Below are 25825 nucleotides of genomic sequence, written 5' to 3'. Positions count from 1 at the left end.
AATGGCCAGGCGCAAGGACAAGCTCAAGCTTGGAGCGTTTCTTCTCTTCACCGGCCACCATGTGGCGGCATGGCGCCATCCACAGGCGGCCGAGGGGACCAGCCTCGGCGACTATGTCGAACTGGCCAGGCTCGCGGAAGCGGCCAAATTCGATGCGATCTTCTTTGCCGATGGCGTCGCGGCGCGGCTGAGCAATCTCGAGGCTGCCAGCCGCAAGGCGCATAGCGGCGTCTATCCGTTCGAGCCCATCACGCTGCTGTCGGCGCTGTCGGCGGTGACCACCAACATCGGCCTGATCGCCACGGCTTCGACCAGCTATTCCGATCCCTACAATCTGGCCCGCCAGTTCGCGTCGCTCGACCATCTGAGCGGCGGGCGCGCCGGCTGGAACCTCGTCACCTCGTCCGATCCGGATGCGGCATTCAATTTCGGCCACAATACGCATATCCAGCACGGCGACCGCTACGATCGCGCCGAGGAATTCGCCGATGTCGTGCTTGGGCTGTGGGACAGCTGGGAGGATGATGCCTTCCCGCGCGACAAAGTGAGCGGGCGCTATTTCGACAAGGAGAAGCTGCATGTGCTGAACCACAAGGGCCAGCACTTCGAGGTGCGCGGTCCGCTGAACACGCCGCGCACGCCGCAAGGCCATCCGGTCGTCGTCCAGGCGGGTGCGTCCGGCCCCGGCAAGGAGCTGGCGGCGCGCACCGCGGAAGCGATTTTCGCCGCGCAGATCACGCTCGATGAAGCCACCGCCTTCTATGCCGACGTCAAGGGCAGGCTCGGTAAGTACGGCCGTTCAGAGGATGATCTGAAAATCCTGCCAGGCATCTTTCCGGTCGTCGGCCGCAGCGAAGCCGAGGCGCAGGAAAAGTTCGAACAGCTGCAGGATCTCATCCAGCCGGAAGTGGGCCTCGGTCTGGTCTCGGCGCTGGCCGGCGGCTTCGATCTGACCGCCTATCCGCTCGACGGGCCGGTGCCGGAACTGCCGGAGACCAATGCCGGCAAGAGCCGGCAGGCGCTGGTCATCGATCTGGCGCGGCGCGAGAAGCTGACGATCCGGCAGCTCTATTTGCGCATCGCCGGCGCTCGCGGCCACTGGCAGGTGGTCGGCACGCCACAACAGATCGCCGACACGATGGAAGAGCGCTTTGAGAATTACGGCGCCGACGGCTTCAACATCATGGCACCGATCATGCCCGGCGGCTTGAAGGATTTCATCGAGTTGGTGGTGCCGGAACTGCGCCACCGTGGCCTGTTCCGTCGGGAGTATGAGGGCAGCACCTTGCGCGACAATCTCGGCCTGAAGCGGCCGGCAAACCGTTTTTCGCGGCATGCCGCGGCGGCGGCGGAATAGGAATGAGCCGATGGCGCGCGACACGCTCTTTCTCATCCAGCCGGGTTTCGCCGACCCAAAGCATCCGGGCCAGACCTTCGTCTGCCCCTATTCCAACAAGGTCGAAGGGCTGCTCGCAGCCTTTCCCGATCTTGCTGCCAGGCTGGACGTCGAGCGCGTGCCGTTCGCAAGGCCGAGGGGTAAGGTGATCGATGCGCTCGGCGAACGCCACCAGTCGCTGCCGGTGCTGGTCGTCGGCAGTGATCCGCCAGCCGACCTACCGACCGCCAAGGGCAAGGTCTTTGCCGACGACACAAGGCGCATTCTTGCGCTGCTTGCCGAGCGCCACGGCTTCCCGCATCTGCATGAGTGACCTGATGAGCTTCGATCCCGATACCTCCAATCCATGGATCGCCAAGGCGGTCGAGCTGCGCGACATCTTTGCCCGCGACGCGGTCGAGCGCGACCAGCTTGGCGGCAGGCCCGTCGAACAGATCCGCCTGCTCAAGGAGAGCGGCCTGCTCAGTATCGTCATTCCCAAGGAATTCGGCGGCGCCGGCGAACCCTATTCGACGGCGCTGAAGATCGGCCGCGAGTTCGCCAAGGTCGACGGCTCGATCGGCCACATCTACGGCTACCATTTCAGCGCGCTGATCGCCGCAAGGCTCAATTCGGACGAACCGCGCTCAGCCGATCTGCTGCGGCGTTCGGCTGCGGGCGACTGGTTCTGGGGCAACACCGGCAACAGCTTTTCCAAGACGCTGTTCGGCCGCAAGGATGGCGAGTGGACGATCGTCAGCGGCTTCAAGCCCTTCGCCTCCGGCTCGCATGTCGCCGACTATCTTTCGACCTCCTGGGAAGACGAGGTCAGCGGCGAGCGGAAGTTCGCGGCCATCCCGGCGGATCGTGAGGGCATCACCATTCTCGACGACTGGGACGGCATCGGCCAGACGCAAACCGGCAGTGGCAAGGTCTCCTACAAGGATGTTAGGATCCATGACAACGAACTGGTGCGCGGCTGGGTAGACGCGTCGCTGCCGATCCGCACCATCGGCCCGCTGCAGCAGCAAAGCGTGCTGCTCAATGTCTTCATCGGTACCGCCCAGGGCGCACTGCTAGCGGCACGCGACTACACGCTCAACAGCTCGCGACCGTGGATGTATTCCGGCGTCGAGCGCCACATCGACGATCCATGGATCAAGCGGCAATATGGCGAGCTCTGGGTCAAGACGCGGGCGGCAACGGTGCTGGCTGATCGCGCTGCGGCGGCGATCGATCATGCGATCGCGCGCGGCAAGGCGTTGACCGAGCAAGAGCGCGGGGAAGCGGCGGTTGCAGTTGCCGCGGCCAACGTGCTGGCCGGCAATGTCGCGCTCGAAGTCACCGCCGAGATCTTCGAGGTGATGGGCGCGCGCTCGGCGGTGCGCAAATACGGCTTCGACCGTTTCTGGCGCAATGCGCGCATCCACACCTTGCACAACCCCGCCGAATACAAGGCCCGCACCGTCGGCACCTGGTATCTGACTGGCGCCTATCCCGAGCCCGGCGTCTTTCGATGAGCGGCCGACAGCTCCACCTCAATGTCAACATCCTGCACGCCGGCTTCTCGCCGGCGGCATGGCGGATGGACGGGGTCGACCCCTATGCCGCCTTCACCGTCGACCACTATGTGCAGGTGGCGAAGATCGCCGAGCGCGCCAAGCTCGACGCTATATTCCTTGCCGATCAGGCGGCAATTTCGGATCGCATCGACTATCGGCCGATTACATCGCTGGAACCGACCATCGTGCTGGCGACGATAGCCGCCGCGACCGAGCGCATCGGCCTGATTGCGACGGCATCGACCAGCTTCAACGAGCCCTACAACATCGCCCGTCGTTTCGCGACGCTCGACCATGTCAGCGGCGGGCGCATCGGCTGGAACATCGTGACCACGGCCGATCCCGCCTCGGCCCGCAATTTCGGCCTGACCGGCGCGATAGATCATGGCCGGCGCTACGAGCGGGCCGCCGAATTCACCGAAATAGTCAAGGCGCTGTGGGACAGCTGGGAGGACGATGCCTTCATCGGCGACGTCGCCAGTGGGCGCTTCGTCGATGCCGCCAAGGTTCACGCCATCGAGCACGAGGGCGCGCATTTTTCGGTGCATGGGCCGCACAATGTGCCGCGCTCGCCGCAAGGGCATCCGGTGGTCATCCAGGCCGGCGGTTCCGATGACGGCAAGGAGCTCGCCGCGCGCCACGCCGAAGCGGTGTTTTCCGCGTCGCAATCGTTCGAGGAGGCGCTCGCCTACGCAAAGGAGCTGAAGGCCCGGGCTGTCGCCTATGGCAGAAGCGGCGGCGTGCCGCTCAACCTCGCCGGTCTGGCCACCATCATCGGCAGCACCGAGGCGGAAGCGGAGCGGCGGCAGGAAGAACTGTGGGACCGCATCCCGCTCGACTACAGCCTGACGCGGCTGTCGGGCGTGCTCGGCATCGACCGCGAGCGGCTGAGGCTCGACGAGAAGCTGCCTGACGTCATCCCGCTGCCGCCCAACGGCGGCCACACCTTCTTCAAGGCCACGCTGGCACTTGCCCGCAACAACGATTTCACCGTTCGCCAACTGATCCGGGCGCTCAACGGCAGTACCGGCCACCGCACCGTTGTCGGCACGCCGGAGCAGATCGCCGACGATATCGAAAGATGGTTTGTCGCCGGCGCCGCCGATGGCTTCAACCTGATGCCTGACGTGCTGCCGACCGGGCTGGAAGTCTTTGTCGATACGGTCGTGCCGATCCTGCGCCGGCGCGGCCTGTTTCGCAGCGACTATGAAGGGCGCACGCTGCGCGACCATCTCGGCCTTATCAGGCCTGAAAGCCGTTTCGCGCCGCAGCCACACAAGGCGTCAGGGTTGCTCGGGGCCACCCATTGAACGATCATCAAACGATAACGGCGCGGAAGGTACCGCCATTGACCTCCACGCCCGACAAAAATACAGGCCCGACAATGAGCGCTGATCCCGAATTTCTCTGGTACATCCCGAATCAGGTCGATCCCGGTCACCGCGGCGAGCCGGCCGTCGAGGACCACAACAGCCTTGAGACGCTGACCAGCCACGCAAAGGCGCTTGAGGAACACGGCTGGAAGGGCGCGCTGATCGGTACCGGCTGGGGTCGGCCCGACACGTTTACCGTCGCCGCCGCGCTCGCCGCGCGGACCACCTCCTTCGAGCCGCTCATCGCGATCCGCCCGGGTTACTGGCGGCCAGCGCACTTCGCATCCGCGGTCGCCACGCTCGACCAGCTGACCCGCGGTCGCGTGCGTATCAACATAGTGTCGGGCAAGGACAACCTCGCTGCCTATGGCGACAGCGAAGGCGAGCAGAACCATCGCTATGCCCGCACCAGAGAGTTCATGCGGCTGGTTCGCAGACTTTGGACCGAAGAGAACGTCACCTTTGCCGGCGAGCACTTCAAGGTCACCGGGTCTACCGTCATGCCCCGCATCCCTGTCCGTGGAAACCGTCGCCATCCCAGGCTCTATTTCGGCGGCGCGTCGGAGGCGGCCGAGCGCGTCTCGGCCAGCGAGGCCGATGTCCAGCTGTTCTGGGGCGAGCCGCTCGACGGCGTCCGGGAGCGGATCGAGCGGCTCAAGGCCTTGAGCCGGGAACTTGACCGGGACCTCCCGCCTCTACAATTCGGGTTGCGGGTCACCACGCTGGTCCGCGACACCACCGGGCAGGCCTGGGCGGACGCCGAGGCGAAGGTCGCCGAAATGGCAAAGGGCCAGGGCGCCGGCTGGAATGATCATGGTCGGGCGGTAGCGGTAGGCCAGCAGCGTCTGCTCGATCTGCACACGCGCGGCGAGGTGCTGGACGACAATCTCTACACTGCGCCGGGCAAATATGGCGGCGGCGGCGCCGGCACCACCTGGCTGGTCGGCTCGGCCGCCGACGTGGCCAGTTCGCTCGGCAAGTACCGGGATCTGGGCATCACGCATTTCGTGCTCTCGGACACGCCGTATCTTTCCGAGATCAAGCGGCAAGGCGACCAGTTGCTCCCGCTATTGCGCAATAGGGTCCAAGCCGCGTTTGTTGAATGACGTGGGGTTGTCAGAACACCGAACGAGCCAGATCGCCAAATAGGGACGACAATGCCACAGCCAGCCGCTTTCAGCATCCGCCCTTCCGACGCCGACCTGCGCGGTGAAGCAGCACTAAGGCGGCGTTACCGGGCGCCGCAAGAGGCGAACACTGCAAACTGGAACGAAGCCCTCGAGGCGATCCTTTCACATCGCTCGGTCCGCAACTATCTCGCCAGGCCTCTGCCCGAAGGGACGCTCGAACTGATCATCGCTGCCGCCCAGTCGGCGCCGACCTCGTCCAATCTGCAGGCGTGGAGCGTCATCGCCGTCGAGGATCCGGCGCGCAAGGCGCGGCTTGCCGGACTGGCGGCGGTCAATCGCCATATCGAGCAGGCGCCGTTGCTGCTGGTTTGGCTGGCCGACCTGTCACGGCTGCGCGCCATTGCCGAGGCAAACAGCCGGGCGGGCGAGGGGCTCGATTATCATGAGAGTTTTCTGCTGGCCGTGATCGACGCAGCACTTGCCGCGCAGAATGCCGTGGTGGCAATCGATGCGCTCGGGCTCGGCTCCTGCTACATCGGCGCCATGCGCAATCATCCTGAGGCCGTGGCGCAAGAGCTCGGCCTGCCGCCGGAAACCGTGGCGGTGTTCGGCCTGACCGTTGGCTGTCCCGATCTCCTGGCTGCGACCGACATCAAGCCCAGACTGCCGCAGCGTGTTGTGCTGCATCGCGAGCGCTATCAGTCAGGCTTCGATCAGGACGATCTCGCAGCGTACAACCTGACGCTTCGCACCTTTCAGCAAGAGCAGTCGATGCCCGTTGTCGACTGGACCGAACTGATGTCGAACCGCATCGGCAGCACTGCGGCGCTGAAAGGCCGTGATCGCCTGGGTGATGCGCTCAAGGCGCTGGGCTTCAAGCTTAAATAGCCAAGGCTATTCGGCGGCAACGATGGCGATGCGCGCCGGCAGTGCTGCCGGCGGTGTGAAGTCGAGTGCGCCAACCCTTCGCGCCTCAGCCTTCAGCCAGCCATGGAAGCGCTCGACGGTCGCGAGCTTCGCCTTGTGTGGCGTCGTCGCGAAGTAATAGGAAAACTCGACCGGCTGCGGCGAGCCGAAAGGGCTGACCAGCCGCCCTGCCGCAAGGTCAGGCTCGGCCAGTCGGAATTTGCCGAGACCGATGCCCTTGCCGGCAACCGCGGCGTCGAGTACCAGCGAGGACTGGCTAAGCCGTATGCCGCCGTCGACAAGGCGGCCGGACAGGCCGTTGGATCGCAGCCAGCCCTTCCAGTCGGGGCAACTTGGATCGCGCTCCGGCCCGTCCTCATGCAGGATCGGCGCGTTACGCAGCCCTTCCGGTCCACGGAAGAGGCCGTGCGTGCGGGCAAATTCGGGGCTGCAGACAGGCAGCACCGCTTCCGAGAACAGCCGTTCCGTGATGAGGCCGCTATAGGCGCCCGAGCCGTAGCGGATGACACAGTCGATATCTTCGCTGGCAAAGTCGGCAAGCCTTGTCGATGCATCGACCAGTACTTCGAGTCCGGGCACCGCCTCACGCAGCGCGTCGAGGCGCGGGATCAGCCATTTGCTGGCGAAGGAGGGCGCGACCGACACCTTGATCGGCGCATCCTCCTCGTCGCCGGAAATACGCGCGACCGATTCGACAACGACGTCGAAAGCCTCGGTGAGCCCGGGCATCAGCGCCTGACCGGCCGAGGTCAGCAAAAGCTCGCCCCGGTTGCGCTGGAACAGCGGTTGCCCCAGGTGATCCTCCAGCTGGCGGATCTGCTGGCCGATGGCGGCGGGCGTGACATGGAGTTCTTCCGCCGCTCGCGTAAAGCTCAGATGGCGGGCGGTTGCGACAAAGGCGCGAAGCGAGGTCAGCGGCGGAAGTCTCGCCAGCGTCGGTCGTAGCTTCCTCGGTTTGGCGCGAATGACATCAACCATGAGGCGCATTCAACACGTTCGGACCCGGCGCGACGAGGGCGGGCTTTGCGCCAAAGCGCGCGGCGGAAAATTTCGTTTGCCGCAGCGTCGCGCCAGCGGGAACGGAAATCTAAAAAATCGCAATGTCTACTATTCTTGTAGAAATAAGACGGGCAGCACCGATTTGGGTGTCGGTCGGCTTCGCAGGCCTGGAATGAACCAGTCGTGCAAAGCGGCGCTTTCGGCCGACGATAGAAAATCATTCTTCCGGTTTTGCGCGACGGCAGGGATCATTGCGTCGAGGCGCCGGAGTGCGTTCGGCCGCCGGATGCAATCCGTTTTCCGGAGCCCAAGACCATGTCTGTCAATCGTCGTCATTTCAACCAGCTCTTGCTGCTTGGGGGTGCGAGTTTCGCATTGCCCGGCCTTTCCTTTGCAGCCGAAGGCACGCCCGTTCAGGGCGGCACGCTCAACTGGGCCTACTATCCCGATCCGACGTCGCTGATCGCCATCAACACCTCGTCGGGCACCGGCCAGGCGATCGGCCCCAAGGTGAATGAAGGCCTGCTTGATTTCGCCTACGACCTCACCCCGAAACCGCTGCTGGCCACGGAGTGGTCGATCAGCGATGACGGCCTGCGCTACACCTTCAAGCTGCGCCAGGGTGTCAAGTGGCATGACAGCAAGGACTTCACCTCGGAAGATGTTGCCTTCACCATCTTCCGGCTGAAGGAGGCGCATCCGCGCGGCCGCATCACCTACCAGAACGTGACAGCGGTCGAGACGCCCGATCCGCACACCGCCATTGTCGTGCTTTCGAAGCCGGCGCCCTATCTGATCACGGCGCTGAGCAGTTCGGAATCACCGATCGTGCCGAAGCATGTCTACGAAACGTTCAAGCCGGCAGAACAGCCCAAGCTGGAACAGACGATCGGCACCGGCCCCTTCGTTCTCAAGGAATGGGTGCCCGGCAGCCATCTGATCTTCGATCGCAATCCGAACTATTGGGATGCGCCAAGGCCTTACCTCGACCGCGTCGTGCTGCATGTCATTCTCGACCCGGCGGCACGCTCGGCGGCTCTTGAAACCGGCGAGATCGATATCGGCGCCAATCCCGTGCCGCTGGCCGATATCGAGCGGCTGAAGGCCAACCCCGCTTTGGTCGTCGACACCAACACCTATGCCTATTCCGGCCCGCAGCAGCAATTGTTCTTCAACTACGAGAACGAAATCCTGACCAAGCGCGACGTGCGTCTGGCCATCGCCCACGCGATCGACCTGCAGAAGCTGGTCGACATTGCGCTCTATGGCTATGCGCAGGTATCGCCAAGTCCCATCAGCACGGCACTGCCCAAATGGTATGACCCCAGCATCAAGGCGCGCGAACCCGACCCCAAACTGGCGGAGAAACTGCTCGACGATGCCGGCCATCCGCGCGGCGCCGACGGCACGCGCTTTAAGCTCCGGCTCGCCTACAACGCGTTCCTGCCGGCGTCCTATGCCGATTTCATCAGGCAGTCGCTGGCAGTGGTCGGCATCGACGCCGAGATCCTGAAGCTCGATCTGTCGACGTTCCTGAAGACCGTCTACACCGACCGCGCCTGGGACCTGGTGGTTGAGTCGCTGTCGAACACCTTTGATCCGACGCTCGGCGTCCAGCGCGCCTACTGGTCGAAGAATTTCAAGATCGGCCTCGTCTTCTCCAACGCCAGCCACTATGCGAACCCCGAGGTCGACCAGATCCTCGAAGCCGCCGCAATCGAGCCCGACGAAACGAAACGGCGCGAGCTCTGGTACAAGTTCCAGCACATCATCCATGACGACGTGGTGTCGGTCGACCTCGTTGCGGCCGGTGCCCAGATTGTTGCCAACAAGAAGGTCAGGGATTTCGCACCCGGAGCGCAAGGCATCAACAACAGCTTCGCGCAGATCTGGCTCGCGCCAAACGCATAGGCGCTCGGATTGCCTTGCCTTGGATCGGTGCGTGAAACCACCGATCCCGACTTTTCCCCATAAAGACAAATCGCGCAAACGCGGAGTACCGACCATGACCATCAACCGACGCTTGTTCAATCAGTTCCTGCTGCTGGCCGGCGCGAGTACCGCCCTACCTGCCGGGGCCTTTGCCGAAGACGCCAAGCCGGTGGCGGGCGGCACGCTCAATTTCGTCTACTATCCCGAGCCCAACCAGATCGTTTCCATCAACACCAGCGCCGGTGGACCGGCCACCATCGGGCCGAAGATTTTCGACGGCCTGCTCGCCTACGACTACGACCTCAATCCAAGGCCGCAACTGGCCACCGAATGGTCGATCAGCGATGACGGGCTCGAATATGTCTTCAAGCTGCGGCCGGGGGTGAAATTCAGCGACGGCCATGATTTGACATCGCAAGACGTGGCCTTTTCGATCTCGCGGCTGCGTGAAGCGCATCCGCGTGGACGCATCACCTTCCAGAATGTCACCGACGTCGACACGTCGGATCCGCATGTGGTGAAAATCAAACTGTCTAAACCGTCCGCCGCGCTGATCTCGGGGCTGGCCGCGACGGAATCGCCCGTCGTGCCCAAGCACATCTACGAGAAGCTGAAGCCGGCGGACGATCCGTCCTTCGAGCAGATCATCGGCAGTGGACCGTTCGTGCTCAAGGAATGGGTCAAGGGCAGCCACATCATCGTCGAGAAGAACCCGACCTATTGGGATGCGCCAAAACCCTATCTCGACCGGATCATCTTCCGCTTCATCACCGATTCCGGCGCGCGCGCCGCGGCACTCGAGACGGGTGAAGTCGACATCGGCCCGAACCCGGTGGCGTTTGCCGATCTGGAGCGGTTCAAGGCGTTGCCGCAGTTCGTCGTCGATAGCACCGTCTTTGCCTATAGCGGCCCGCTGCACCAGCTGATCATCAACCTGGAAAACCCGATCCTGAAGGAGAAGAAGGTCCGTCAGGCAATCGCGCATGCCATCGATCTCGATGCGATCAATGCCATCGTGTTCTACGGCTATGGCCAGGTGTCGCCGACACCGATCAGCGTCGTCAACAAGAAGTATTTCGATCCCGATGTGAAGGCGGCGACCGTCGATACGGCGCTGTCGGAAAAACTGCTCGACGAGGCTGGCTTCAAGCGCGGAGCGGACGGCATCCGCTTCAAGCTCAGGCTCACCAACAATCCCTACAATCCGTGGGGCTATGCCGACTTCCTCAAACAGGCACTGGCCAAGATCGGCATCGACGCCGAGATCCAGAAATTCGACTTCGGCACCTATGTCAAAACCATCTACACGGATCGCACCTGGGACCTGTCGACGGAATCCTGCGGCAACATCTTCGACCCGAGCGCCGGTGCGCAACGGCTCTACTGGTCGCAGAACATCAAGATCGGACTGCCATTCTCCAACGGCGCGCACTACGAGAACCCTGAGGTCGACCGGCTGCTGGAGGCCGCATCGGTGGAGCTTGACGAGGCCAAGCGCAAGCAGCTGTTCTTCAGGTTCCAGGAGATCATCGCCGACGAGTTGCCGATCATCAATCTGATCGCACCGCCGACCATCATCATTGCCCGCAAGACCGTCAAGAATTACGCGCCGGGTGCTGAAGGCCTGTCGGCCAGTTTCGCAGACGCATATATCGATCCGAACGCCTGAACCCGGCGGACATCAGCAAGAAAAGGGGCCGCGTCTCGACGCGGCCCTTTTCGATTCTATTGTCTTGAGGTGCAGAACGGTCAGGCCAGAGCACGCAGCCTTGGGCTGGAGCCGACCAGAAGGCCGGCAAGGGCGATGGCTTGCGCTAGCTGTTCGCCGATGGAACTCGATTCCCAGGCGACGCCGCGCAGCGGATGGCCGATGGCAAACAGATTGCCGTGGGTCCTGCCGTCGCCGGAAATCACCTGGCCGTCATGCGTGGCGTCGATGCCGAACCCGGTCGCATGCGGCCTGACGATGCCGTTCTCCAGCAGGCTCTGGACAAACGGATCGGCGATCCGCCGCCAGTCATGCTCCTGATGGCCCCGGCAGTTGACGACACCGTCGAAACGCAGCCGTTCGACCGCGCCGCTATCGCGCCAGCGGATCTCGGCGACAATGCCGCCGGCTCGCGGATGCAGTGCCAGCACCCGTCCGGCGCCGCCCGCCCAACGGCCTTGGCTTTGCGCCAGTGCGACGCGCTCAAAGCTCGGCGGCGCCGCTCGATGCGCGGTGACGTCCCAGAAAGCGCGCAGATGGCGTGCGAACTTCAGGCGCTCCTTGTCGGTAGCGCCTTGCCACAGAGCCAGGATCCACGGCCGGATCGTCAAAGGCAGCCCTTGCCAGTCCAGCCCGGCGGCCTCGATGGCCCGGCGTTCGGCCTTTACCAAGGCAAGAAGCGCCCTCGTGGTTTTCGGCAGCGGCCGCCCGGTAAGAAAATCGCGCCACGCTTCGGTATTGCGCCGAGGCTCGACGATCTGTCCGCGCCGCGACACGACGCGATAGCTGCCCTTGAAGCCGCGCGCCTCCATGCTGGCGACGACGTCGACCATGCTGAGACTCGAGCCGATCAGCAGCAATTGCCTGCTGCCGGCAAGCCGGTCGAGCGCCGCCGGATTCCAGGGGTTGGCGACATAGCGGGGATCGCCGACGATGGCTGCTTCCGTGGCGGACGGCTCGCTCTGGAACACGCCGGTCGCCAGGACGACCTCATCGGCCAGCAATTGCTGGCCATCGCTGGTGCCGACGCAGACACCACATGGACCGGTCAGCATGTCTATTGCCGAGGCGTTGATGTGGCGCAATGAGGAACGCCCGTCCGCGTCTTTGGTCGCTCTCGTCAGTTCGGACTGGACATAGCTGCCGAACAGCCAACGCGGCGGACTGGAGTCCGGGACATCTGCGGGCGGCGCCCAGCCATGCTCCGGCCCATTCGCCATGAGCCAGCGAACGAGATGATCGGGGTCATCAGGATGCAGCGAGAAGATGCGCGCCGCGCCATTGACCAAATGTTGCGGGTCGATGGTGCTGTAGGCGACGCCGCGGCCGAGCTCGGCCCGGCGCTCGATGATGGTGATTGCCAGCGGCTCGGTCGAACGGTCGAGCAGCTTGATCGCGGTAACCGCGCCGGCAAAGCCGCCGCCAATGATGATGATTGAACGAGGGATCGAGCGCGAAGTGCTGATTGAAGGCTGGGAGGACGGGGTATGAAGCATCAAGGACCTTTGTGACGCCGACGGTGCGTGGCTCTAGCCGATCACTGCGGCGGCGACCATCGTGCTGTGCCCCAACCCGATGTCAAAAAACAATAATTGCCAGTCGGCGAAAGGCATTCTTTCGCGCAGTGGGGTTGGCAGGCGCTAGAGATGAAAACCATAGCGCGACCAGCCTGAGAACGCCACGAGAGCCGACCATGACTGAAGATCGAAAGATGAGGCTTGGCGCCTTTGTCCGAGGGCCTGGCCATCATGTCGCCGCTTGGCGCCATCCCGATGTGCCGGCCAACCCTGGCCTGAGCTTCCAGCACTATGCAGACGCCGCGCGCTCCGCCGAGCGCGGCCTGTTCGACATGGTGTTTCTTGCCGACAGCCTCAGCGCGCGCAATGGCGAGCAGCCGATCGAGACTTTCGAACGCACCGGCCATGTCGTGCATTTCGAGCCGCTGACGCTGTTGTCGGCGCTCTCGACCATCACGCGGAGGATTGGGCTGGTGGCAACCGCCTCGACCACCTATTGGGAGCCGTTCCACCTGGCGCGGCTGTTTGCCTCGATCGACCATCTGAGCGGCGGCAGGACAGGCTGGAACGTCGTCACCTCGGCCGACGCTCCGGCGGCGGCGAATTTCAGCCGCGACCAGCATCCCGTTCATGCCGACCGCTACGACCGCGCCGAGGAGTTCGTCGCCGTGGCGCAGAAGCTGTGGGACAGCTGGGACGACGATGCCTTCGTCGCCGACAAGGTTTCGGGGATCGCCATCGACCGGCATGGCATCCATGCGCCTGACCATGTCGGCCGGCATTTCCGCGTCAAAGGCCCGCTCAACGTCGCCCGCCCGCCGCAGGGCCACCCCGTCATCGTCCAGGCCGGTTCGTCCGATGCTGGCCAGCATTTTGCGGCGCGCACGGCGGAGGTGGTCTTCACCGCTCATCCGACCATCGACTCGGCGCGGGGTTTCTACAGCGAGCTGAAGGGCCGGCTGGGGTCGTTCGGCCGCTCCGCCGACAGCTTGAAGATCATGCCCGGCGTCTTCCCGGTCGTTGCGCCGACGCGCGCGGAAGCCGAAGACAAGTTCGACGCCATCCAACGGCTGGTCGATCCGGTGGTCGGCGTGGCGCTGGTTTCCGGACTGCTCGGTGGCGTCGATCTTTCCGGCCATCCGCTCGACGGGCCGTTGCCGGAACTCGGCAGTTCCGATGCGGTGAAGAGCCGCCTGAAAGTCGTTTCCGAATTGGCCGCGAGCCGGAACCTGACGATCCGGCAATTATATCTCGCCGTTGCCGGCGCGCGCGGCCATTTCCAGATCGTCGGCACGCCAAAAGATGTCGCCGACATGATGGAAGAGTGGTTCACCGGCGGTGCGGCGGACGGCTTCAACGTCATGCCGCCGATCCTGCCAACGGGCCTCACCGATTTCGTCGATCTCGTCATCCCGGAGCTGCAGCGGCGCGGCCTGTTCCGCACCGCTTACGAAGGCAGCACGCTGCGCGAGAATCTCGGCCTTGCGCGTCCGGTCCGTGGCGTTGCCGAACATCAGCAGAGGAAGGCCTCATGAGCGCGAGCACGATCGATTGGAAAATTTTTCGCCAATGGCTGGCCGATGGCGAGGAACTGGCGGTGCTGGATATCCGGGACAGAGCGGCAGTCGGATACGCGTCGCCGCTGTTTGCCACCAATCTGCCGGCGGATCACGTTGAAGCGGAGATCGACCGCTTCATCCCGCGCAAATCGGTGCGCACCGTGCTGGCCGATGACGGCAGCTGCGTTGCCGAGCAACTTGTCGAACGGTTGTCCGGGCATGGTCGCAGCCAGCTTTTCGCACTGGCCGGTGGAATTCCTGAATGGACGAAAGGCGGCGTGGACGGCTTGCCGACCTTCGACACGCCGGGCGTCGATTTTTCGCTGGCGATCCGCGACGAGAAGGGAACGCCGGTCATCACCGTAGACGAACTTGAAGCGCTCAAAGGCCAGGGCGCCGACGTGGTGATCCTCGACAGTCGAACGGTGGCGGAGTTCGACAAGGACCATGTGCCGGGCGCCATCAGCGTGCCGGGCGCCGAACTGGTGCTGCGCTTCGCCGACCTGGTGCCGTCGCCGGAGACGCAGGTGGTCGTCTCCTGCGCCGGCCTGCCGCGCGCCATCATCGGCGCGCAGACGCTGATCGACGCCGGCGTGCCCAACAAGGTCGCCTATCTGCACGACGGCACCAAGGCGTGGCGCGAGGCCGGCCTCGAGCTGGAAACCGGCAGGACCGCTGCCTATGGTCCGGCCAGCGAGGACGCCAAGCGTTTCGCCGGGGAGCACATCGCAAAGCTTGCCGAGGGCGACGGTTTTCCGCGCATCGATGCGGCGACGGCCGCAGCCTGGGCGAGGGACGACAAGCGGACAACCTACCTGCTTGACGTGCGTACGCCGGAAGAGTTCGCCGAAGCGCATATTCCGGGGTCGATCACGTCGGAGGGTGGGCAGTTGCTCGGGGTCGCCTATCGCACCATCGCCGTGCGCGGCGCCCGCATCGTGCTGATCGACGATCTGCTTGGCGTCCGCGCGGCGACGACGGCGCACTGGCTGCAGCGGCGCGGCTTCGAGATCGCCATCCTCTTGCACGACTTCCAGTCGGCGAGCCTGGTGGAAGCGGCGTAAGGTAGGAGCACTGTCAGGCGATTTTTCGGGCTGCTATTCGGCGGCTTCCTGTTGACGGCGGCGGCCTGAGAGCACGTTCTTCTGCATCGCCGTCAGCGAAGAACGCACGGCTTTGGCGCCGTGCTCCAGCAATCTGGCCTCGTAGTGCGACAGTGCCTGGAGAAGCGGCTTGTCGCCGCGTTTGGCGGCCACGAGTTCGGGCACCAGCAAGCCGGCGTCGTAGATCGCGGTGTTGCCGCCGAGCGCGCGGAAATAGGTCATGGCGTGGATGGCGTCGCCAAGCAGCGTGACCCGTTTCGTCGGCCATGGATCGACAGGCTCGGAGCTGTGGACATGCAGCAGCGCCACTGTCGACGGATCGGTGTGGCGGATGAGGTTGAGGATCTCCGGATGCCAGTGGCCGATCTTCGAAACCAGCAGGTCGAGCAGGTCGGCACCGGAGAGCTTTGCCAGCATTTCATCCGTGGCCAGCTCGCCCTTTTCGTATGCGGTGTTCCACCAGACATAGCTGGTGGTGTTGTTGAAATGGAAACCGGCAATGTCCTTGTGGGTGTCGTCGTCCAGCCCGATCAGCCCATATCTACGATAGGCCTCGACATTGACGCGATGGCTGGTGACCATCAGCCCGTGACCTTCCGACGGCCGGATGCCGGCATTGTAGTCGAGCAGCAGCGGCGAGATCTGGTGAAGGGCTGCGGCATGCAGCGTCATCTTGCCGGCCAAGCGCCTGACGCCGGTGTCGAAGCTTCGCGCATGCGGCACCAACTGCTGGCGCACGCGCGAGCGGGCGCCGTCGGCGCCGACCAGCACATCGGCATGGATTGTCGAGCCGTCCTCGAAATGCGCTGTTACCGAACCGTCCGGCTGCTCCTCGTAGCGTGAAAAGACCTTGCCATGGCGCACGACACCGTCGAGGCCGGACAGCAGCACCTGGCGCAGCGTGATGCGGCTCACCGACTTTTCGATATGCGTGTCGTCAACCTCGCCCTGCGCATTGCCGCCACCCCAGGCATCCTCGCCCAAGGTTTCGAAATTCTCGTCGAGCAGGATGTTGCGGTCCGGCGCCTGGCCGAGCGTGGCGACAAAGGCTTCGTAGAGTTCCGGCGGCAGATTGGCGATCAGCGAATCGATGCCGCGCTGGCGGATGCGCAGGCGGAAACCCTGGACATAGTCGGTGCGGGCGCGATCCTTCTCGAAGACGGCGACGCCGATGCCGTTCTTCTTCAGGCCCTGCGCCAGTGTCAGGCCGCCAGGGCCTCCACCGACGATGGCGACTTCGACATGTTCGGATGCCATGACGCCGCTCACCCGACCGCCTTGAGCCTGGGTTTGACAGCAACAGCCGGCGGCTCGGCTACCTGAGGGGCAGCGTGGCGGCTGAGCGCCGCTTTGGCGGCGATCGTGCGGATCATGTGGTTCTGTGGTGCATGCGAGCGCGCGGTCAGCGTATCGCGATGGTGGCGCTCGAGCTGGAAGTCTCTGTTGAGGCCGGGATTGCCGGCAAGCTCCAGCGCCAGCGAGGTGACGGCAACGGCATTGTCGATGACGACATGCCTGACCGTCATGCCGTCGGTGCCGACCGGTCGGCCGGCATCGACATCTTCGGCGAGCGAACGCAGCAGCCGCGTGCTGGTCGCAAGCCGAACCTCGATGTCGCCCAGCCCCGCCTGGATGTGCGGCACCGTCGATAGCGGCGCGCCGAGGCTCGCCGGCGCGTGCGTGGTGACGAAGGAGGCCAGCCGGTCACGGGCCGCGCGGGCCGCACCATGGTAGACAGCGCCGATCAGCGAAAAGAAGAACGCTGTCGGCCCTTCTTCACGCCTCAGCGGTTCAGACGCCGGCTGTGCCTCGGTAATGTCTTCGGCAGGCACCACGACATTGTCGAGGATGACATCGTCGCTGGCGGTGGCCCGCATGCCGGCGGCATTCCATGTCTTTTCGACGCGCAATCCCGGCGCATTGGTCGGCACCAGGAACGAGGCGAGGCGCGGTTGCGGCTCGTCGGTCAGCGCCAGCAAGTTCACCCATTTCAGAATGGGAATGCCGGTGACGTAATTCTTGTGGCCGGATATCCGCCAGACATTGCCGTCGCGCCGGGCAATGGTTTCGGGCGGCTTGCCATGAGCGGGCGAGCCGATCCCCGGCTCGGCCTGCGCGGCGTTGATCAAAGCAGGGCCGAGGCGGCCGGCCTCGACAATCCGCTGCACCAGATGGCGCGGCCATTTGCCGGATTTCCGCAGCGCGTACTGGCTGTTGTAATGCATGGCCAGCACCAGCGCCGTCGACGGCTCGCCACGGCCGATCTCGGCGATCACTGCCTGGGCTTCCACCAGCCCGCCACCGAGGCCCCCATGCTCGCGCGCCGTCACCAGGCCAAGCAGCCCGGCCTGGTGAAGCCGGTCGAAATTGGCGAACGGAAAATCCCCGGTCGCGTCGTGATGCGCGGCGGTCATCGCGAAGTCGTTGGCAAGGCCGGCTGCCGTGTCGAGGAGTTGTGGAAACTCGGGAATGGTCGAGGTCATGAAGCTGGCTTCCTCTCAGGCGGCGGCGCGAATGGTCACCAGATCGAGCGGCCGGCGATCGACCCATTTCTCGACGTCGAAATCGCTGGCGAGAAAACCCCAGTCGCACAGGAAATCCTTGTAGTGGGAAACCGCCGCGATGAGCTCGGGCTGCAGCCCGAGGCCGAGATGTTTGTGGACATCCGGACCGTTGGCCGCCAGCACCTGCTCTTCGGTGGCGCCGGATTCGCGGGCAACGAAGCGCCGCGTCTCGTCGGGATGCGCCTCGGCCCAGGCGCTGGCGCGCAGGATCGTCTCGATCAGCCGAGCGATCAGTTCGGGGCGTTCTTTTGCCAGCAAATCGTCGACGGTCAGCACGCGCGGCGAACCGGAATTGATGCGGATATTGGGCTCCGGGTGGAAGCCGAATTCGGCGACCTGGATGGCGCCGATCAGATTGGCGACATTGATGCCGGCCGTGCCCTTGACATAGATGGCGTCGACGTCGCCACGGATCAGGGCTGCTGCCTCCTCGCCATAGGCCTGCTTGCGCTTGAGGCCGAACAACGATGGCCCTTCCTGGCTGTCGAGCACACTGTCGGTCAGCGCGATGTCGACGATCTCGACGTCGGCATGGCTGAGGCCCTCGAGCGACAGCGCCGATACCAGGCCCTTCAGCGCCGTCGCCCGCATGAAGTCGACGATGCCTTCGGGACGCCGGGCGATGCCGAAGCGGCGGCCTTTTAGGTCTCTGGTCGTTTTGATGCCGGAGCCGGGCAAGGCGATGATGGCCTGGAACTCGTCGGTCCAGGTGATGCCGACGAGACGCGTCTTGCGCCCTTCGGAACGGGCACGGATCGGCGGCACGTTGCCGCCGTGGCGGAACGACCAGTCGAGCGTGTGGTTGAAATGGCTTTGGCGGATATCGCGGTTGGGCGAGTCGATGATCGACTTCAATTCGATCCCTTCCTTGCGGAAGGTTTCCTCGAGAAGCCCGAGTTGTGCCGCAAGTCCGACAGGCGTCGGCACCGGGCAGCGTGTGTACCAGATTTCGGAGATCGCAGTCGTGGTCATGATTGCTCCTCAGACGTTGCGCAGGCCGGCCTGCTTCATCAGCGGCAGGATGTTCTCGCCGAAGAATTCGAGATCCGGCTTGAAGTCGAAGAAGGACAGTTGCAGTCCGTCGATGCCGGCGTCCTTGAGCTTGACGAACTGGTCGACGATCTGCTCGGGCGTGCCGATGAGATAGATGTTGCCGCCGACCTTGGCGTAGGGATCGTCACGGCCTTCTCGACCTTTCCAGGCCTGGGCGTCGCTGTTGAAGGTCTGGAAGCCTTTCGGCGTGCGGCTGTCGGCATGGGCGACGATCTGGTCGGCGACCGCCCAGGCTTCCTTCTCGGTCGGTCGGCTGATGACCAGCGGGTTGAGCAGCGTGCGCACGGTGCGGCCGACACCGAGGGCCGCGTCCTTTACCTTCTTGGTATGCGCCGGCAGCGCCTCCAGCGCGCTGGCTATGTCTGAGCCGGCCGGGCTGGTGACGAAGACGATGTCGGAGTAACGGCCGGCAAAGGAAATGCCGGCGTCGGAGCCGGTGGCGTTGACCAGGATCGGCCGGCCGTAATTCGGCTTCGGCGTGACAAAGCCGCCGTTGAGCTTCCAGCTCGATTCTCCGGAGAAGGAGAAATTCTCGTCGTCCTGCCACAGCCGCTGCAGCACTTCGACAAACTCGGCGGCGAGTTCGTAGCGGCGGTCATGCTCGATGCGGTTCCAGCCGAACATCTCGTGTTCGACGGCGCGATGGCCGGTGACCACATTGATGCCCCAGCGGCCGCCGGAGATGTGGTCGAGAGTAGCGCCGAATTTCGCCAGATGCAGCGGATGCCACGGGCCGTAGAGAACATGCATGGTCGAGATCAGCATGATCCTCTTGGTGATCGCGGCCATGGCTGCGATGGACACGAAACTGTCAAGCGCCTGGCCGTTGAAGACACCGCCATAACCACCCTTGGGCAGCCATTGGCTGAGGGCAAAGACAAGGTCGAAGCCAAGCTCTTCCGCCCTGAGCGTCAGGTCGCGATTGTAGTCGAAGCGCCAGTCGGTCGAACGCTCCAGGGTCGAGTTGGTCCAACCACCGGCCTGGATCGGCAGGAACAGCCCGAGCAGCACCGGCTGCTGAAGCGCTTTCGACAGCGGGCTGTCGGGATAATCGGTGGGCGCCCTGAAGAAGGGCGTGCCGACGATGGAACCAGGCTTATGGGCGAGCGTCATGGCGAACTTTCTCGGATGGAGGCAGGGAACCCGTGCGTGAAGACCGCGCACGGGTTTGGCGGATCAGGCGACGATGTGGGCTGTTGCGAGGGAGCCGGCATTGCCCTCGGCGCCCACCGTGTGGTCGGCGATGCGCTTGTTGTAGAGGGTGATTTCCGGCTGGCTGACGATGCCGATGTCGGGCAGGTCCTCGACCAGGATCTGCTGGATCGCGGCCCATTGCTCGAAGCGCTTTTCGTGGTCGACCTCGACAGCGGCCGCTTCAAGGAGTTCATCGACCTTGGGGTTGCTGTATTTCGAGCCATTCGAGAACGGCACGCCCGGCTTGAAATTCTTCGACCAGTAGAGGCGCTGCACGCCGACCGTCGGGTCGAACAGATTGCTCATGCCGTTGAAGGTGAAGTCGAAATCGCGGTCGGTGTAGATGCGCTTGGTGTAGGTGGCGAAATCCTGGCTGCGCACGGTGACCGCGATCCCGACCGCGGACAGCGCCTGCTTGATGTATTCAGCGCCGCGCTTGTAGGTCTCACCGCTCGGAACATAATCGTGGACAAGCTTGAGCCGGATGCCGTCGGCACCGCGTTGCAAGCCTGCTTCGTCGAGCAGTTTCTCGGCGGCAGCAATGTCGACCGGATAGGTCTTCAGGTCGGCGACGAACCACTTCTTCAGATTGGGATTGATCGGGCCCGGAATGGTCGCGCCATAGCCGTAGTTGATGGTGTCGCGGATGATGTCGCGGTCGATGACATGGGCGAAGGCGCGGCGGACGCGAACATCCTGGAAATAGGGTTTCTCCAGGTTGAACTCGACCCGGCTGATGCCGTTGGAATACTGGTAACCCTGCTTCTCGAAGCCGATATGCGGCAGCGTTTCGAAGCGCTGCAAATCGCTGTACGGGATCGGCGTTGCCGGCGCCAGGTCGATCTCGCCGGTCTCGAGCGCCAGTGCGCGTCCCGAGGCGTCCGGAATGAAACGCACGATCAGCCGGTCGAGATAGGGGCGCGGTGCATCCCAATAGCCGGGGTTGCGTTCGTAGACGATGTGGCTGCCGCGGACCCATTCCTTGAAGACGAATGGGCCGGTGCCGATCGGAGCCGTGTTGACCGGATTCTCGGCGGCCTTGCTGCCGTCATAAAGATGCTTCGGCACGATCGGCGTTTCGGCCGCGGCCAGCGCCGTGATCAGGTAAGGTGCCGGCTTCGACAGAACCAGCGTCACGGTCAGCGGATCCGGCGTCTGGATATCGACAAGGTTGAGGAAGGTGTTGCGGCCGCGCGGATGAACCTCCTTAATCGTGGCGATCGAATAGGCGACGTCGGCAGCGGTGAATGGCTGGCCGTCATGCCACTTCACGCCTTCGCGCAGCTTGAATGTGTATTGCAGGCCATCGTCGCTGACCGACCACTGCCTGGCCAGCGATGGCCGCGGCGTGAGATCGAAATCATAGGTCAGCAGGCCCTCGGTGGTCTTTGCCGAGACGTAGACCGAATTGAATGCGGTGTGGGCGATCGTCGTCAGCACCGGCGGCTCGGCCGAGAGCAGCAGCGTCGCCGTCCCACCCTGTTTCGGCTCGGCTGCGTAGGCACTGCGCGATGCGGGCAACAGGGTGGCTCCGAGCACTGTCGCCGAAAGGCCGAGGAACCTGCGGCGGTTCGGAGTGAGGAAATGAGACATGGTGCCCTGGTCCTTTTTTGCTGCCGGCATCAATCGGCCGGTCGTCGGCAGCCGGGTGAAAAATCCATCGTTCCAAGAGCCGGCCCGTTTGTGAAAAGATTTGGCCGCCGCGCTCCCGCACTTAAGATTTCATACTTCAAATGGCTTTTTTTGTAGCATGAAACAAAATTCTATTCTGCAGTTTCGCCATTTGCAGAACAAAATTTCTTAGATCAGGTTTGACAACGTCTATAAATCTTGTCAACTAAAAAGCACGGAACTTCCGGGAAACAGTAAACCCGCATCGTCAGCCACAGCCGGGATAGCGAAAACGATGTCGACCCTGACGCGCATTGGCAGAACCTTCCGGCGCACGGCCATCCAGGCGGTGCCAACCGTTCTGGGCATCGTCATCCTGAACTTCTTCCTGCTGCAGCTTGCGCCGGGCGATGCTGCCGACGTCATGGCCGGCGAGGCCGGTTCGGCCACGGTGGAAACCATGGCTGCGCTGCGCGAGCGCTTCGGGCTCGACAATCCGCTGCTCGTCCAGCTGTTCAACTATCTCTACAACCTGGCGCATTTCAGTCTCGGCTTTTCGCCGCGCTACGGCATGCCGGTCGCCGACCTGATCGGCCAGCGGCTGCCGGGCACACTGTTGCTGATGGCGGTGGCGCTGAGTATCGCCATCGCACTCGGTCTCGTCCTCGGATCGTTGATGGCGGTGTTTTCGGGACGCCTGCCGGATCGTCTGCTTTCGGTCGTTTCGCTGCTGTTCTATTCGATCCCGGGCTTCTGGATCGGCTTGATGCTGATCGTGCTGTTCTCGGTCAAGCTCGGCTGGCTGCCGAGCGGCGGTTCGGGAACCATCGGCAGCAATCTGACCGGTCTCGCCGGCCTGTGGGACAAGGTGCGCTACATGATCCTGCCGGCGCTGTCGCTGGCACTGTTCTACGTGGCGATCTATGCGCGGCTGACGCGTGCGGCGATGCTGGAAGTCCAATCGCAGGACTATGTGCGCACCGCCGCCGCCAAGGGCTTGTCGCCAACCATCATCACCATCCGCCATGTCCTGCGCAACGCGCTGATCCCCATCACCACCATGGCCGGCATGCATGTCGGCGGCATGCTTGGCGGCGCCGTGGTTGTCGAGACCGTCTATTCCTGGCCCGGCCTCGGGCGCCTCGCCTTCGAGGCGGTCATGGGCCGCGATTTCACGGTGCTGCTCGGCATCCTGCTGCTGTCGTCGCTGCTGGTCATCGTCGCCAATGCGACGGTCGATCTGCTGCACGCCTGGCTCGATCCCCGCATCGGAGTGCGCTGAATGGCTTCAACCGATTTCGTCGCGGGCGACGCCCGCTCCCGCCGCGCCTATGCCGAGGCTCGCGAGCCTGCGGCACCGGCTGAACCCGAGGCGAAGAGCTGGAGCAATCTTCACGCGCCCGACGCGCGCTCCGCCTCTGCGGCGTCGGTACCGATTGCAGCCGGCGGCCGGGCGCTGAGGATTTTCCTCCGCAATCCCAACGCCATGTTCGGCGTGGTGTTCCTGTCGCTGGTCGTGCTCGCAGCATTGCTGGCGCCCGTCGTTTATCCGGCCGATCCGCTGTCGATGGTGGCGCGGCCCTTCCTTTGGCCGGGGCAGAATCCTGGCTTTCCGCTGGGCACCGATTCCATGGGCCGCGACGTGCTTTCCGGCATTCTGCACGGTGCGCGGATTTCGCTGTTCGTCGGCCTGGTGGCGACAGCACTTGGCCTGAGCTTCGGCATCCTTATCGGCGCCACCGCCGGCTATTTCGGCGGCTGGATCGATTACGTGCTGGTGCGCCTGATCGAGATCTTTCAGACCATACCGAGCTTCGTGCTTCTGGTCGTCATGGTGGCGATCGCGCAACCGACGGCGCTTGTCGTGACGGTGGCGATCGCCGTCATCACCTGGCCGACGGTGGCGCGGCTGACCCGCGCCGAATTCCGCGCCATTCGCGAAAAGGATTTCGTCATGGCCGCGCGCAGCCTCGGCTATGGCCATGCCCGCATCATCTTTCGGGAGATATTGCCAAACGCGCTGCCGCCTTTGATCGTGACCTCGTCGGTGATGGTGGCAACCGCAATCCTGATGGAATCGGCGCTGTCCTTCATGGGCCTCGGCGATCCCAATGTCGTCAGTTGGGGTTCGATGATAGGAGCGGGCAGGGAGTTGATCCGCACCGCCTGGTATCTGACAGCACTGCCGGGGCTTGCGATCGTCTTCACCGTGCTGGCGCTGAACTTGATCGGCGACGGCGTCAACGACGCGCTCAACCCGCGCTTCTTGCAGGAGCGCTAGAGATGGCCGCTGCTTTGCTCAAGGTCGACAATCTGACGGTTCGCTTCCCGAGCACCGAGCCGGTCAGCCGGCTGAGTTTCGAGGTCGGCGAAGGCGAGACGCTGGCGATCGTCGGCGAATCGGGCTCCGGCAAATCGCTGACAGCACTTGCCCTGATGCAGCTTCTGCCGCGCTCGGCGAAGATCCCCAATGGAAGGATCGAGTTCGCCGGCAGGGATCTGCTCGGTCTCGACCAGAAGGCGATGCGGAACCTGCGCGGGCGCGAGATCGCCATGATCTTCCAGGAGCCGATGACGTCGCTCAACCCGGTGCTGACCATCGGCCGGCAGATCACCGAGGTACTGACGCTGCACGAAGGCATACGCGGCAAGGCAGCGCGGAACCGTGCCATCGAGCTTCTCAATCTGGTGCGTATTCCCGATCCGCAGCGGCGCATCGACGACTATCCCCACCAGCTTTCCGGTGGCATGCGCCAGCGAGTCATGATTGCCATTGCCGTTGCCTGCCGTCCGCGCCTGCTGATTGCCGACGAACCTACGACGGCGCTGGATGTGACCATCCAGGCGCAGGTGCTCGACCTGCTCGATACGCTGCGCCGCGAACTGTCGATGGCTGTCGTGCTCATCACCCACGATCTCGGCGTCGTCGCGCAGTGGGCCGACAAGGTCGTCGTCATGTATGCAGGACGCAAGGTTGAACAGGCGCTGCCCGGCGCGCTGTTCAGAACCCCGCTCCATCCCTATACGCGCGGCCTGCTGGCCGCTTCGCCAAGGCTGAAGACCAATCTGCACTACCGCGACGCCAGGCTGACGGAGATACCCGGCAGCATCGTCTCGGCCGCTGGCGAGAAAGGCTGCCCGTTCCGGCCGCGCTGCGCGGTGGCGCGCGATAGCTGCGCCCATTTCGTGCCCGACCTCGTCGAGGTGAGCGAGGATCGCCTCGTCGCCTGCCCCTACAGCTTCATTCCGGAGGTTGCGCATGGCGCTGCTCTCGGTCTCTGACCTCTCCACGCATTTCCATGCTCAGGGTGGTGCGTTGCGCGCCGTCGACGGCGTCTCGCTCGAGGTCGGACGCGGCGAAACGGTTGGCCTCGTCGGCGAAAGCGGCTGCGGAAAATCGAGCCTCGGCAAGACGATCATGCGGCTGGTCGATCCGACCAGCGGCAAGATCGAGTTCAACGGCACCGACATCACCGTTCTCGACGCCCGCCGGCTGAAGGCGGCGCGCCGCAACATCCAGATGATTTTCCAGGATCCGTTCGCGTCGCTCAACCCGCGCCACACGATTGGCGACATCCTGACCGCGCCGCTGAAAGTCCATAGCATCGGCAACAAGGCCGAGCGGCGCAAGATTGTAGAGGATATAATCGAGCGCGTCGGTCTGCCCAAGGATTCGCTTGGCCGCTACCCGCATGAATTTTCCGGTGGTCAGCGCCAGCGCATCGGCATCGCCCGGGCACTGATCCTCAATCCGGAACTGGTCGTCTGCGACGAGCCGGTGTCGGCACTCGACCTTTCGATCCGGGCCCAGATCCTCAACCTGCTGGTCGACATGAAACGGCAGCTCGGCCTGTCCTACCTGTTCATCTCGCATGATCTGTCGGTGGTCCGCTATTTCGCTGACCGGGTGCTGGTCATGTATCTCGGACGCATCGTCGAAAGCGCCGACAATGCGACGCTGTGGACCTCGCCAAAACATCCCTACACGCGCGCACTGATGGACGCCGTGCCGGACCCGGTGCGCCGGCGTCAGGCAGCGCCGATCCATGGCGATCTGCCGAGCCCGCAGAACATCCCCAGCGGTTGCCGTTTCCACACGCGCTGCCCGCTGGCGACGGATCTCTGCCGTTCGCAGGAGCCTGCATTCCGGGCGATCGCGGCGGGGCATCACGTCGCTTGCCACTACGCCGAACCAACCCTCAACTGAAAGTTCAACGG

21 protein-coding genes are annotated in these 25825 nt (G+C 63.9%); 14 read left to right on the top strand and 7 right to left on the bottom strand.

The window, feature by feature from the left end:
• Position 1 precedes the first annotated feature (1 nt).
• From AC3EMP_RS27810 to AC3EMP_RS27785, 6 genes are all read left to right on the top strand, one after another.
• Positions 2-1357, top strand: coding sequence for an LLM class flavin-dependent oxidoreductase (locus tag AC3EMP_RS27810; protein ID WP_352594870.1), 1356 nt, complete (start codon positions 2-4; stop codon positions 1355-1357).
• Positions 1358-1367: 10 nt separating this feature from the next.
• Positions 1368-1709, top strand: a complete 342-nt coding sequence (locus tag AC3EMP_RS27805; RefSeq protein WP_023670853.1) for a DUF3088 domain-containing protein — start codon at positions 1368-1370, stop codon at positions 1707-1709.
• A 4-nt stretch (positions 1710-1713) separates the two neighbouring features.
• Complete coding sequence (locus tag AC3EMP_RS27800) at positions 1714-2895, top strand: acyl-CoA dehydrogenase family protein (RefSeq protein ID WP_352712155.1); 1182 nt, start codon at positions 1714-1716, stop codon at positions 2893-2895.
• On the top strand, positions 2892-4247 hold the full coding sequence (locus AC3EMP_RS27795) for an LLM class flavin-dependent oxidoreductase (protein ID WP_023830925.1): 1356 nt from the start codon (positions 2892-2894) through the stop codon (positions 4245-4247). Before AC3EMP_RS27800 ends, AC3EMP_RS27795 begins: the two co-directional genes overlap by 4 nt.
• Before the next feature lie 74 nt (positions 4248-4321).
• Positions 4322-5416 (top strand): LLM class flavin-dependent oxidoreductase, encoded by a 1095-nt coding sequence (locus tag AC3EMP_RS27790; protein ID WP_023727407.1) that lies wholly within the window; start codon positions 4322-4324, stop codon positions 5414-5416.
• A 51-nt stretch (positions 5417-5467) separates the two neighbouring features.
• A complete protein-coding gene (locus AC3EMP_RS27785) occupies positions 5468-6328 on the top strand; it encodes an NADPH-dependent oxidoreductase (RefSeq protein WP_023727406.1) in 861 nt (286 codons plus the stop codon).
• A 6-nt stretch (positions 6329-6334) separates the two neighbouring features.
• Here AC3EMP_RS27785 and gcvA read toward each other — a convergent pair whose 3' ends face one another.
• Positions 6335-7345: a transcriptional regulator GcvA gene (gene gcvA, locus AC3EMP_RS27780; protein ID WP_352594876.1), complete on the bottom strand. Its 1011-nt coding sequence runs from the start codon at positions 7343-7345 to the stop codon at positions 6335-6337.
• Positions 7346-7681: 336 nt separating this feature from the next.
• On the opposite strand from gcvA, the gene AC3EMP_RS27775 reads away from it, so the two are divergent.
• Both AC3EMP_RS27775 and AC3EMP_RS27770 read left to right on the top strand, forming a co-directional pair.
• A complete protein-coding gene (locus AC3EMP_RS27775) occupies positions 7682-9277 on the top strand; it encodes an ABC transporter substrate-binding protein (protein ID WP_023824720.1) in 1596 nt (531 codons plus the stop codon).
• A 94-nt stretch (positions 9278-9371) separates the two neighbouring features.
• Entirely contained in the window at positions 9372-10967 is a 1596-nt protein-coding gene (locus AC3EMP_RS27770) for an ABC transporter substrate-binding protein (protein ID WP_023727404.1), read from the top strand.
• 80 nt (positions 10968-11047) lie between these two features.
• Here the strand turns inward: AC3EMP_RS27770 and AC3EMP_RS27765 are convergent, their stop codons facing one another.
• Complete coding sequence (locus AC3EMP_RS27765) at positions 11048-12502, bottom strand: FAD/NAD(P)-binding protein (RefSeq protein WP_352594878.1); 1455 nt, start codon at positions 12500-12502, stop codon at positions 11048-11050.
• 197 nt (positions 12503-12699) lie between these two features.
• On the opposite strand from AC3EMP_RS27765, the gene AC3EMP_RS27760 reads away from it, so the two are divergent.
• Both AC3EMP_RS27760 and AC3EMP_RS27755 read left to right on the top strand, forming a co-directional pair.
• A complete protein-coding gene (locus AC3EMP_RS27760; RefSeq protein WP_023727402.1) occupies positions 12700-14058 on the top strand; it encodes an LLM class flavin-dependent oxidoreductase in 1359 nt (452 codons plus the stop codon).
• Positions 14055-15146, top strand: a complete 1092-nt coding sequence (locus tag AC3EMP_RS27755) for a rhodanese-like domain-containing protein (RefSeq protein WP_023727401.1) — start codon at positions 14055-14057, stop codon at positions 15144-15146. The genes AC3EMP_RS27760 and AC3EMP_RS27755 overlap by 4 nt, the downstream gene beginning before the upstream one ends.
• A 33-nt stretch (positions 15147-15179) precedes the next feature.
• On the opposite strand, the gene AC3EMP_RS27750 is transcribed toward AC3EMP_RS27755, so the two are convergent.
• From AC3EMP_RS27750 to AC3EMP_RS27730, 5 genes are all read right to left on the bottom strand, one after another.
• Positions 15180-16442 (bottom strand): FAD-dependent oxidoreductase, encoded by a 1263-nt coding sequence (locus AC3EMP_RS27750; protein WP_023727400.1) that lies wholly within the window; start codon positions 16440-16442, stop codon positions 15180-15182.
• An 8-nt stretch (positions 16443-16450) separates the two neighbouring features.
• The gene (locus tag AC3EMP_RS27745) at positions 16451-17668 is read right to left on the bottom strand and encodes an acyl-CoA dehydrogenase family protein (protein WP_023670868.1); all 1218 of its coding nucleotides are present in this window, start codon (positions 17666-17668) and stop codon (positions 16451-16453) included.
• A 15-nt stretch (positions 17669-17683) separates the two neighbouring features.
• Positions 17684-18721 carry an ABC transporter substrate-binding protein gene (locus AC3EMP_RS27740; protein WP_352712158.1) on the bottom strand — a complete coding sequence of 346 codons (1038 nt, stop codon included), beginning with the start codon at positions 18719-18721 and terminating at the stop codon, positions 17684-17686.
• A 9-nt stretch (positions 18722-18730) separates the two neighbouring features.
• Positions 18731-19915, bottom strand: coding sequence for an LLM class flavin-dependent oxidoreductase (locus AC3EMP_RS27735; RefSeq protein ID WP_023670870.1), 1185 nt, complete (start codon positions 19913-19915; stop codon positions 18731-18733).
• A 63-nt stretch (positions 19916-19978) separates the two neighbouring features.
• Positions 19979-21589, bottom strand: coding sequence for an ABC transporter substrate-binding protein (locus AC3EMP_RS27730; protein WP_352712160.1), 1611 nt, complete (start codon positions 21587-21589; stop codon positions 19979-19981).
• A gap of 313 nt (positions 21590-21902) precedes the next feature.
• On the opposite strand from AC3EMP_RS27730, the gene AC3EMP_RS27725 reads away from it, so the two are divergent.
• Genes AC3EMP_RS27725 through AC3EMP_RS27710 form a run of 4 tightly spaced genes read left to right on the top strand, consistent with a single transcriptional unit; the run spans position 21903 to position 25814 of the window.
• Positions 21903-22889 (top strand): ABC transporter permease, encoded by a 987-nt coding sequence (locus AC3EMP_RS27725; protein WP_023670872.1) that lies wholly within the window; start codon positions 21903-21905, stop codon positions 22887-22889.
• The gene (locus tag AC3EMP_RS27720) at positions 22890-23888 is read left to right on the top strand and encodes an ABC transporter permease (protein ID WP_352712162.1); all 999 of its coding nucleotides are present in this window, start codon (positions 22890-22892) and stop codon (positions 23886-23888) included. It begins immediately after the preceding gene.
• A gap of 2 nt (positions 23889-23890) precedes the next feature.
• Positions 23891-24889 (top strand): ABC transporter ATP-binding protein, encoded by a 999-nt coding sequence (locus AC3EMP_RS27715; protein ID WP_023670874.1) that lies wholly within the window; start codon positions 23891-23893, stop codon positions 24887-24889.
• A complete protein-coding gene (locus AC3EMP_RS27710) occupies positions 24867-25814 on the top strand; it encodes an ABC transporter ATP-binding protein (RefSeq protein WP_352712164.1) in 948 nt (315 codons plus the stop codon). Before AC3EMP_RS27715 ends, AC3EMP_RS27710 begins: the two co-directional genes overlap by 23 nt.
• Positions 25815-25825: the final 11 nt, after the last annotated feature.

The sequence above is a fragment of the Mesorhizobium sp. P160219 genome (genome assembly GCF_057786095.1).
This window is presented reverse-complemented; position numbering and strand designations above follow the sequence as displayed.

Coding starts and splice junctions, on each gene's coding strand:
- AC3EMP_RS27810 (WP_352594870.1), top strand. CDS start 2: ATGGCCAGGCGCAAGGACAAGCTCAAGCTTGGAGCGTTTCTTCTCTTC.
- AC3EMP_RS27805 (WP_023670853.1), top strand. CDS start 1,368: ATGGCGCGCGACACGCTCTTTCTCATCCAGCCGGGTTTCGCCGACCCA.
- AC3EMP_RS27800 (WP_352712155.1), top strand. CDS start 1,714: ATGAGCTTCGATCCCGATACCTCCAATCCATGGATCGCCAAGGCGGTC.
- AC3EMP_RS27795 (WP_023830925.1), top strand. CDS start 2,892: ATGAGCGGCCGACAGCTCCACCTCAATGTCAACATCCTGCACGCCGGC.
- AC3EMP_RS27790 (WP_023727407.1), top strand. CDS start 4,322: ATGAGCGCTGATCCCGAATTTCTCTGGTACATCCCGAATCAGGTCGAT.
- AC3EMP_RS27785 (WP_023727406.1), top strand. CDS start 5,468: ATGCCACAGCCAGCCGCTTTCAGCATCCGCCCTTCCGACGCCGACCTG.
- gcvA (WP_352594876.1), bottom strand. CDS start 7,345: ATGGTTGATGTCATTCGCGCCAAACCGAGGAAGCTACGACCGACGCTG.
- AC3EMP_RS27775 (WP_023824720.1), top strand. CDS start 7,682: ATGTCTGTCAATCGTCGTCATTTCAACCAGCTCTTGCTGCTTGGGGGT.
- AC3EMP_RS27770 (WP_023727404.1), top strand. CDS start 9,372: ATGACCATCAACCGACGCTTGTTCAATCAGTTCCTGCTGCTGGCCGGC.
- AC3EMP_RS27765 (WP_352594878.1), bottom strand. CDS start 12,502: ATGCTTCATACCCCGTCCTCCCAGCCTTCAATCAGCACTTCGCGCTCG.
- AC3EMP_RS27760 (WP_023727402.1), top strand. CDS start 12,700: ATGACTGAAGATCGAAAGATGAGGCTTGGCGCCTTTGTCCGAGGGCCT.
- AC3EMP_RS27755 (WP_023727401.1), top strand. CDS start 14,055: ATGAGCGCGAGCACGATCGATTGGAAAATTTTTCGCCAATGGCTGGCC.
- AC3EMP_RS27750 (WP_023727400.1), bottom strand. CDS start 16,442: ATGGCATCCGAACATGTCGAAGTCGCCATCGTCGGTGGAGGCCCTGGC.
- AC3EMP_RS27745 (WP_023670868.1), bottom strand. CDS start 17,668: ATGACCTCGACCATTCCCGAGTTTCCACAACTCCTCGACACGGCAGCC.
- AC3EMP_RS27740 (WP_352712158.1), bottom strand. CDS start 18,721: ATGACCACGACTGCGATCTCCGAAATCTGGTACACACGCTGCCCGGTG.
- AC3EMP_RS27735 (WP_023670870.1), bottom strand. CDS start 19,915: ATGACGCTCGCCCATAAGCCTGGTTCCATCGTCGGCACGCCCTTCTTC.
- AC3EMP_RS27730 (WP_352712160.1), bottom strand. CDS start 21,589: ATGTCTCATTTCCTCACTCCGAACCGCCGCAGGTTCCTCGGCCTTTCG.
- AC3EMP_RS27725 (WP_023670872.1), top strand. CDS start 21,903: ATGTCGACCCTGACGCGCATTGGCAGAACCTTCCGGCGCACGGCCATC.
- AC3EMP_RS27720 (WP_352712162.1), top strand. CDS start 22,890: ATGGCTTCAACCGATTTCGTCGCGGGCGACGCCCGCTCCCGCCGCGCC.
- AC3EMP_RS27715 (WP_023670874.1), top strand. CDS start 23,891: ATGGCCGCTGCTTTGCTCAAGGTCGACAATCTGACGGTTCGCTTCCCG.
- AC3EMP_RS27710 (WP_352712164.1), top strand. CDS start 24,867: ATGGCGCTGCTCTCGGTCTCTGACCTCTCCACGCATTTCCATGCTCAG.